Origin of the sequence: Aeromonas veronii bv. veronii, from assembly GCF_000820225.1 — a bacterium.
In the GTDB taxonomy this organism is placed as follows: Bacteria; Pseudomonadota; Gammaproteobacteria; order Enterobacterales; family Aeromonadaceae; genus Aeromonas; species Aeromonas veronii.
Window position 1 is genome coordinate 151,014 of the sequence record NZ_CDDK01000013.1, and the last position, 7,769, is coordinate 158,782.

At 60.4% G+C, this 7,769-nt stretch carries 9 protein-coding genes; 3 read left to right on the forward strand and 6 right to left on the reverse strand.

Annotated elements, in window-relative coordinates; translation table 11 throughout:
* Positions 1-10: 10 nt before the first annotated feature.
* Genes cydX through BN1139_RS05485 form a run of 3 tightly spaced genes read right to left on the reverse strand, consistent with a single transcriptional unit; the run spans position 11 to position 2,848 of the window.
* Positions 11-121 carry a cytochrome bd-I oxidase subunit CydX gene (gene cydX / locus BN1139_RS05475; RefSeq protein WP_005337572.1) on the reverse strand — a complete coding sequence of 37 codons (111 nt, stop codon included), beginning with the start codon at positions 119-121 and terminating at the stop codon, positions 11-13.
* Positions 122-137: 16 nt separating this feature from the next.
* A complete protein-coding gene (cydB, locus tag BN1139_RS05480) occupies positions 138-1,277 on the reverse strand; it encodes a cytochrome d ubiquinol oxidase subunit II (protein WP_005350843.1) in 1,140 nt (379 codons plus the stop codon).
* A complete protein-coding gene (locus BN1139_RS05485; RefSeq protein ID WP_005350842.1) occupies positions 1,277-2,848 on the reverse strand; it encodes a cytochrome ubiquinol oxidase subunit I in 1,572 nt (523 codons plus the stop codon). Before BN1139_RS05485 ends, cydB begins: the two co-directional genes overlap by 1 nt.
* Before the next feature lie 122 nt (positions 2,849-2,970).
* Here BN1139_RS05485 and BN1139_RS05490 point away from each other — a divergent pair, with 122 nt between their 5' ends.
* Positions 2,971-4,389 (forward strand): aminotransferase-like domain-containing protein, encoded by a 1,419-nt coding sequence (locus BN1139_RS05490; RefSeq protein WP_005350841.1) that lies wholly within the window; start codon positions 2,971-2,973, stop codon positions 4,387-4,389.
* 51 nt (positions 4,390-4,440) lie between these two features.
* Here the strand turns inward: BN1139_RS05490 and BN1139_RS05495 are convergent, their stop codons facing one another.
* Together BN1139_RS05495 and BN1139_RS05500 are read right to left on the reverse strand one after the other, a co-directional pair.
* Complete coding sequence (locus BN1139_RS05495; protein WP_005350839.1) at positions 4,441-5,511, reverse strand: hypothetical protein; 1,071 nt, start codon at positions 5,509-5,511, stop codon at positions 4,441-4,443.
* Positions 5,512-5,754: 243 nt separating this feature from the next.
* Entirely contained in the window at positions 5,755-6,393 is a 639-nt protein-coding gene (locus BN1139_RS05500; RefSeq protein ID WP_005350838.1) for a tellurite resistance TerB family protein, read from the reverse strand.
* Positions 6,394-6,531: 138 nt separating this feature from the next.
* Here BN1139_RS05500 and BN1139_RS05505 point away from each other — a divergent pair, with 138 nt between their 5' ends.
* Positions 6,532-6,999 (forward strand): acyl-CoA thioesterase, encoded by a 468-nt coding sequence (locus tag BN1139_RS05505; protein WP_005337580.1) that lies wholly within the window; start codon positions 6,532-6,534, stop codon positions 6,997-6,999.
* 94 nt (positions 7,000-7,093) lie between these two features.
* Positions 7,094-7,249 carry a pleiotropic regulatory protein RsmS gene (gene rsmS / locus BN1139_RS20860; protein WP_005337582.1) on the forward strand — a complete coding sequence of 52 codons (156 nt, stop codon included), beginning with the start codon at positions 7,094-7,096 and terminating at the stop codon, positions 7,247-7,249.
* A gap of 75 nt (positions 7,250-7,324) precedes the next feature.
* Here the strand turns inward: rsmS and BN1139_RS21755 are convergent.
* On the reverse strand, positions 7,325-7,769 hold a 445-nt coding region (locus tag BN1139_RS21755; RefSeq protein WP_041980257.1), incomplete at its 5' end, for a LysR substrate-binding domain-containing protein.

The following is a 7,769-nucleotide window of genomic DNA, read 5'->3' on the forward strand; positions in this document are numbered from 1 at the left end:
CCCCCCGCCGTCAGTTGCCGTCCCGTTCGTCCGCCTGCCAGCGCGCTTCCAGCCAGAGCAGGTTGCACAGGCCCAGCAGCAGGGCGAATCCGAGGCCCAAAATCCAGGTGAAGTACCACATAGCAGATCCCTTGAGGTCAGTAGAGTTGATGGCTGTCGCGCTTGATGCGGGCACGGTCGAGCTTGCCGCGCACCACCCGATAGACCCAGCCGGTGTAGCCCAGGTTGACCGGCATCAGCACCAGCACGAGGCCGAACATGATGGCCAGGGTCTTGTAACTGGAGGTGCTGTCCCACAGGGTCAGGCTGCTGACCGCATCGAGGGATGAGGGCAGCACGAAGGGGAACAGGGCGATGGCCACCGAGCAGAGCATGGCGGCGCAGGCAATGGCGCTGGCCAGCAGCGCAATTCGGCCCCGCTCCAGCCAGGAGGCAATCCCGCTCACCAGCGGCGCCAGCGTCCCGATGATCGGCACCAGCCACAGCAGCGGATAGTCAAAGTAGTTGCGCAGCCAGCCTCCGGCGTGGGGGATCACCCCTTTCATCAACGGGCTGATGGCAGCATTCGGGTCAAAGGGTTGTGTGCCGACACCGGTCAGCTGGAACCCTTGCAGATCCACCAGATGCCAGCCGGCCAGCAGGTAGCAGAGGCTCACCAGCGGGGCCAGCAGGATGGCGATCCCCCGTGCGCGCAGCGCAGGGGTGCCGGTCACCTTGGCTTGCAGAAAACCGGCGCCATGCAGCAACAGCAAGGTGATGGCGGTGGCCAGCACCGAGAGCAGCCAGCCCCAGTGGAAGTCGAACGCGCCATAGTGCAGACGCAGCGCCGTGTCGAAGCGAAACGGCAGCCCCTCCATCACCAGACCGATAGCCGCACCGAGGATGAGTGCCGGTATCAGGCCACCGGCCACCAGCGCCCGATCCCACCAGCGGCGCCACACCGGATCGGCCAGCTTGCTGCGATAGTCAAAACCGACCGGACGCAAAAATAGCCCGAGCAGCAGCACCACCATGGGGATGTAGAGCCCCGAGAAAGCGGCGGCATAGACCAGCGGCCAGGCGGCAAACAGGGCACCGGCGCCGGCGATCAGCCACACCTGATTGCCCTCCCACACCGGCCCCACGCTGTTGATCACCAGACGGCGGTCGTCGTCATCTTTCGACACCACCTGCAGCAGCATGGCGATGCCGAGATCGAAGCCATCCATCACGATAAAACCGACCATCATGAAGAGCACCAGCGCCCACCAGATGAGTTTCAGGGTTGCGTAATCCATCAGGCGATCCTCGCAAGTTCGGGTTGTTCACCGCTGTAGCGGCCGGTATGGAGAATGGCGGGCCCCTTGCGGATCACATGGCGCAACAGGAACAACTCCACCACCAGCAACAGGGTGTAGATGGAACAGATGGCGATGAGGCTGAACCAGAGTTGGCCCGGCTGAAGCAAAGAGACCGAGGCCGAGACCGGCAGCACATCGCTGATGGTCCAGGGTTGACGACCGAGCTCGGCCACCAGCCAGCCCGCCTCGATGGCAATCCAGGGCAGCGGAATGCTCCAGAGCAGGGTCTTGAGCAGTCGTGGCGAGTCTTGCAGCCGGTTACGGCAGAGCTGAACAAAGCTCACCACCATCAGCCCCAGCATGGTGACGCCAAGCCCCACCATCACCCGAAAGCCCCAAAACAGCGGTGCCACCGGCGGGATGGAGTCATCGACCGCTTTGGCAATCTCCGCCTCACCGGCCTTGGCGATATTGCTGGCATAGGGGGTGAGCAGCATGCCGTAGCCAAGATCCTTGCCATGCTGCTCGAAGCGGGCGCGGTTGGCAGGTGTATCAGCGCCCTGCCGGATCTGGTCGAGGGCCTCGGCTGCCACCATGCCGCTGCGGATGCGCGCCTCGTTCTGTACCTTGATATCCTTGAGGCCGGTCACCGCCTCGTCGATGGAGCGGGTGGCGATGATCCCCATCAGATACGGGATCTTGATGGCGGCGTGGGTGGTTTCCGCCTGCTGATCCGGGAAGCCGAACAGGGTAAAGGAGGCTGGTGCTGGCTCGGTCTCCCACTCCGCCTCGATGGCGGCGAGCTTGACCTTCTGCACCTCGCCGGTGCGATAGCCCGACTCATCCCCGAGCACAATGACCGAGAGGATGGCCGCCAGCCCGAAGCCAGAGGCGATGGCGAAGGAGCGCAGGGCAAACTGCACCTCGGTTTTGCGCAGCAGATACCAGCTGCTCACCCCCATCACGAACATGGAGGCCGCCACATAGCCCGCCGCGACGGTGTGAACGAACTTCACCTGCGCCACCGGGTTAAAGAGCACGGCGGCGATATCCACCAGCTCCATCCGCTGGGTCAGCAGGTTGAACTCGGCCCCCACCGGGTTTTGCATCCAGCCGTTACCGATCAGGATCCAGAGCGCCGAGAGATTGGAGCCGAGCGCCACCAGCATGGTCACCAGCAGGTGCTTGCCGCGGGAGAGCTTGTCCCAACCGAAGAAGAAGAGCCCCACCAGGGTCGATTCGAGGAAGAAGGCCATCAGCCCCTCGATGGCCAGCGGAGTACCGAAGATGTCCCCCACATAGTGGGAGTAGTAAGCCCAGTTGGTGCCGAACTGAAACTCCATGGTGATCCCCGTGGTGACCCCCATGACGAAGTTGATGCCAAACAGTTTGCCCCAGAAGCGGGTGATGTCCTGATAGATCACCTTGCCGGTCATCACATAAGCCGACTCGGCGATCACCAGGATCCAGGACAGCCCCAGCGTGAGGGGCACAAACAGGAAGTGGAACAGGGCCGTGGCGCCAAATTGCAGGCGAGACAGGCTGACCACGTCATCCGGATTGATCATGCGTCACTCTCTTTTGTTGTATTTGCCTTGCACGTTTCGTGCGTGACAAGTACATCACGGAGCATGACACCTATAACAGATGCAGTTATATTGAATTACACCTATAACAGTTGATCCAGATCATGTCCCTTTACCAGCAGTTGGCCGACCGCCTCCAAAGCCAGATCGACGATGGCATCTGGCAACCGGGGGAGCGCATCCCCTCCATTCGCCAGAGCTGCAAGACCCACGGGCTCAGCCCCATGACAGTGTTGCAGGCCTATCAACTGCTCGAAAGTCAGGGGCGGATCCTCGCCCGCCCCCAGTCCGGCTACTACGTCAAAGCCGCTTCGCCGCAAGTCGTGCAGCACACCCCGAGCCAGACCCACTACAGCGGCTCGGTGGATATCAACGATCTGGTGTTCGAGGTGTTGCAGGCGAGCAAATCGCGGGATCTGGTGCCCCTTGGCATGTCGGTAGCCGACCCGACCCTGTTCCCCCATCCCCAGCTCGGGCGGGCCTTGGCCAGCTGCATGCGCAAGCTCGATCCCTTCAGCACGGTGGCCGACCTTCCCCCCGGCAACGAAGCGCTGCGCCGCGCCATCGCCCAGCGTTACGCCAGCGACGGGGTGGCGGTCAATCCGCAGGAGATCATCATCACCACAGGCGCCATGGAGGCGCTCTCCCTCAGCCTGCAGGTGCTGACCGAGCCCGGTGACTGGGTGGTGGTGGAGTCCCCCACCTTCTATGGCGCCCTGCAAGCCATCGAGCGGCTGAAACTCAAGGCGGTGGAGATCCCGGTGATTCCGGGGGTGGGTATCGATCTGGCGCTATTGGAAGACGCCCTCACCCGCATTCCGGTCAAGGCCTGTTGGCTGATGGGCAATGTGCAGCACCCGCTCGGCCACACCATGCCAGATAGTCACAAAGCGCGGCTGATGGCGCTGCTCAACAGCCATGGGGTGCCGCTGGTGGAGGATGACGTCTATGCGGAGGTCTACTTCGGCCGCGAGCGCCCCAAGCCGATCCGCCACTGGGATCAGCGTGGCGACAGCCTACTCTGCAGCTCCTTTTCCAAGTGTCTGGCACCGGGCTTTCGGGTCGGCTGGGTGGTGGCGGGGCCCCATGCCGAGCGGGTGCAGCGGCTGCAGCTGATGTCCACCCTCTCCACCAATGTGCCGAGCCAGCTGGCGCTGGCCGAGATGCTGCGCCAGGGCGGAGTCGATGCCCACTTTCGCCGCCTGCGCCACACCCTGGCCCAGCGCCAGCAGCAGATGCGGGCGGCCCTGCAACGGCTGTTGCCGGACGAGGTGCGGATCTCCTCCCCCGATGGCGGCTACTTCCTCTGGCTGGCGCTGCCTGCCCATTTCGACAGCCGCGCCCTGCATGCCAAGGCTCTGGGCAGCGGTTTTTCAGTGGCCCCCGGCGCGCTTTTCTCCAGTCAGGGGCAACACAACCACTGCCTGCGCCTCAACAGCTCCCATCCCTGGAGCGAACAGCTGGAGCAGGCCCTATTCAAACTTGCCGAGCTTATCAATCGCCAAATTGCCCAAGGCACGTAAGATGACGCCAATAATTCCGCTCATGAAACAGGAACCCAAGTGCGGCTGTAATTACCTCTTCAATGGTCTGCGTAACCAGCCATATTCTCGAGGGGCAATCCTCAATAGCTCTGCAATAGTCGCATGACGCTTATCTTCACTCATGCGCAAAAGCAGAGAACGCAATTCGTACTCGATACTATCCCGCTTAGCACCACGGGCTTCCGCCATGAGATACCAATTATGCCCCTCTTCAATATTCCCCTGCTCAATATTAAGCGCACCTAACAGTGTGCATGGTCTGAAATTATTCGGTTGCAATGCATGAGCCTCAGCCCCCATTTTCAGAGCATCTGTACGCTTTCCCAAGTCACGCAACGCCCCACCATGGGTTGTTCTAATCGCAGATTTGAGCTTCGCATGCTCTTGGTCTTTAACTGGAATAGCCGAGAGCAATTCAACAGCCGAGGCTGCTGCTGCACATTTTCGAAGATGCGCACTGGCATTGACTGCTTGCCATGGATCGCAGGTTTTCTTGTACTCTGAAATATAAAAATCAGCTTCTATTCGATGATAAGCATGCCATATCTCATCTGTCTGATACTCCCGCCCCTCAACTTTTAGCCATATAGAATCAAGTTCAGAAAGTCGTGACTTGGCATCCAGCGTACGCAAAATCTTCATCAGTTGCTTGAAATGATGTTTTTCCACAAAGGATTCAATTCCAAACTTCCGACGAAGCTCTTGGTTTATTCTCCTCGCAATAAACTTTGGATCGTTCTCACGTTTTATACGTTCAGCTTCATATTGAGCCTGGAGCATTTCATACCTCAAGGCGGAAGCTTTCTGCTCGGCTATTTTAATGGCTTCAAGTTCAAGCTGCCGCTTTTTAGCGATTACGATACGCTGTTCTCGCTCTAATAAGGCACGTCTATAAAACTCCTCTTTGGATAACGACCCGGTAAGAAAACCGAGCAAGGCATTAAGTCCTTTAGACTCAAGGTATTGCTGACTCCAAATAGATAGTGGCAAGCCTTTTTGAACTGATAAAAGCAGGTTATTGAGCCTGCCTCCACCCGTTGTTGCACTGGTTAAATCATCAACACTGTAATATTTGGCCAGCTCGGCTGGGGAAGTTGACATTACGCACGCTCCTTGTGCAAACGTTGATATTGTTCTTTGACATTAACATGATTTGGAGTTCAGTTAATAAACGAGTGTCGCATTTCCCACTACTGCTCCTTGCAAAAATGGTGATGGTTCTGCGCCATCTTAGGGGCTGTGCCCCACAATCCAAATAGGCTCATCCGTATCTTTTGGCGGGCAGCAGAAACAACAACGCCCCTTGAGCGGGGCGTTATCGGCAATCCATGGCGATGAGGGGTATCAGGCGGGGGCGTTAAGTTGGGCCACCTGCCGCTCGATGCTGCCCTTGAGGTTGTCATCGAGTTTGAGGGCGCGCGCCAGTTCGTCGAGATAGCCTCGCTCCATAAAGTGATCCACCTCGATGGCGAGCAGGGAGGCGAGATAGACCTCGGTGGCCAGCTCCATGTCGGTCACTTCCCGCGCCAGCGCGTGGGGGTCGAGGGGGCGGGCCAGCTCGGCGTCAATCCAGCGGGCGACATCGCTCTGGCCCTGTTCGGTCAGGTACTCCTGAATTTTCTGGCGCTCGGCGCCGTCGATATGGCCATCGGCCCGGGCCGCAGCCACCATGGCGCGCACCAAAAGCGCCGCGCGGGCATCCAGCGCATTGCCTTCCAGCCCACTGATGGGATGGGTGGGCTGGGCCGGTGCCGCCTGCTGGGCCTGCCAATCCTGATAGAGCTTGTAGGCCAGCCCGCCAAGGGCCGCCGCGCCGCCCACGGCAGCGGCCTTGCTGCCATATTTGCGCACTTTTTTATTGCCCAGCAGCAGACCTAGCGCACCGCCGGCCAGCGCCCCCTGCATCTGCCCCTTGCGCTTGTCTCCGCCTTCGTTGAGCCAGCCTTTGCCTGCCCCCAACAACTGTTCCAGCATCTGTTTCATGGTGTCACTCCTGCGGCTATGTTCCCGTCGATAGAGCAAGATAGTGACCCCGCCCCCCTGAATCGGGGATGAACCCTTGACCGGGCAGGCCGATGGGGCAAAGCTCAGGGAAACCCTTCAGGCAATAAGGATGTAACTGTGCCCAATCGCGAACTGACCCTGCAATTTCTGGCCGAACCCTCTGACGTCAATTTCGGCGGCAAGGTACACGGCGGCATGGTGATGAAGTGGATAGATCAGGCGGGCTATGCCTGCGCCGCTGGCTGGTGTGGCGGCTATGCGGTGACCGTCTATGTGGGGGGGATCCGTTTTTTACGCCCCATCCAGATTGGCCAGCTGGTAGAGGTGCACGCCCAGGTGATCCACACCGGCACCACCAGCATGCATCTGGCGGTGGATGTCTACAGCCGCCATCCCACCGAGACCGAGCGCCACAAAACCACCCACTGCATCATCATCTTTGTGGCGATGGATGAGCAGGGCAAACCGACTCCGGTACCCCAGTGGCAGCCGGTGAGCGAGAGCGATCTGCAGTTGCAGCAGTACGCCAAAAAGCTGATTGCCCTGCGCGAGGAGATCGACAAGGAGATGCGCCAGCACCTCTGACCTTCATGCCTCACAGCCCGACAGAGCGGGCGCTTTCGGCCAACGGCGGCGCCCCTGTATAATCCCCCCTCTTCCCGCAACCGGAACCCTGCCCATGTCACTGGAAACTGCCCCGCCCGAGGTGAAACTCGCGGTGGACCTTATCGAACTGCTGGAAACCAATGAGCTGGCCCCCGAGCTGGTGCTGGCGGCACTGGCCATCGTCAAAAATGACTACGAGCGCAAGCTGGCGGAGGGGAAGGATCACTGATCTCCCCGTACTTTTTCCGCCTTATCTTGCCGACGTCAGTTTTTCCCCACAGAAGTTTTTCCCCACATAGGCCACTCACTGCGGCCCCATCACCTCGTCACAGAGGGCGATCAGGGCCGCGCTCAAACGGGTGAGCGGTTCGCTCACGCTTACCCCGGCATGGAGCGCCAGCTCCACCGGCGCCACCTTGGGCCACTGGGTCAGGGCCAGCTGATCGGCGGGCATCAGCCGCTTGGGCAGCAAGCTCACGCCAATGCCTGCGCTCACCGCCCCCTGCAAACTGGCGAGACTGGCGCTGACATAGGCGATACGCCAGCGCCGCCCCAGACCATCGAGCGCCTCGGTCATCTGCTGGCGATAGAGCCCTTCGCTCGGGAAGGCGACCAGCGGCAGCGGATCCCGTTCCCGTGCCGGCCAGTCGCGACTGTCGACCCACACCAGCGGCTCGCGCCAGCTGGCAAGGGGCGAACCCTTTCCCCGAGTCTGCTTGACCAGCGCCAGATCCAGCTCTCCCGCCTCG

Coding starts and splice junctions, on each gene's coding strand:
- BN1139_RS05500 (WP_005350838.1), bottom strand. CDS start 6,393: ATGAAACAGATGCTGGAACAGTTGTTGGGGGCAGGCAAAGGCTGGCTC.
- rsmS (WP_005337582.1), top strand. CDS start 7,094: ATGTCACTGGAAACTGCCCCGCCCGAGGTGAAACTCGCGGTGGACCTT.
- cydB (WP_005350843.1), bottom strand. CDS start 1,277: ATGGATTACGCAACCCTGAAACTCATCTGGTGGGCGCTGGTGCTCTTC.
- BN1139_RS05495 (WP_005350839.1), bottom strand. CDS start 5,511: ATGTCAACTTCCCCAGCCGAGCTGGCCAAATATTACAGTGTTGATGAT.
- BN1139_RS05490 (WP_005350841.1), top strand. CDS start 2,971: ATGTCCCTTTACCAGCAGTTGGCCGACCGCCTCCAAAGCCAGATCGAC.
- cydX (WP_005337572.1), bottom strand. CDS start 121: ATGTGGTACTTCACCTGGATTTTGGGCCTCGGATTCGCCCTGCTGCTG.
- BN1139_RS05485 (WP_005350842.1), bottom strand. CDS start 2,848: ATGATCAATCCGGATGACGTGGTCAGCCTGTCTCGCCTGCAATTTGGC.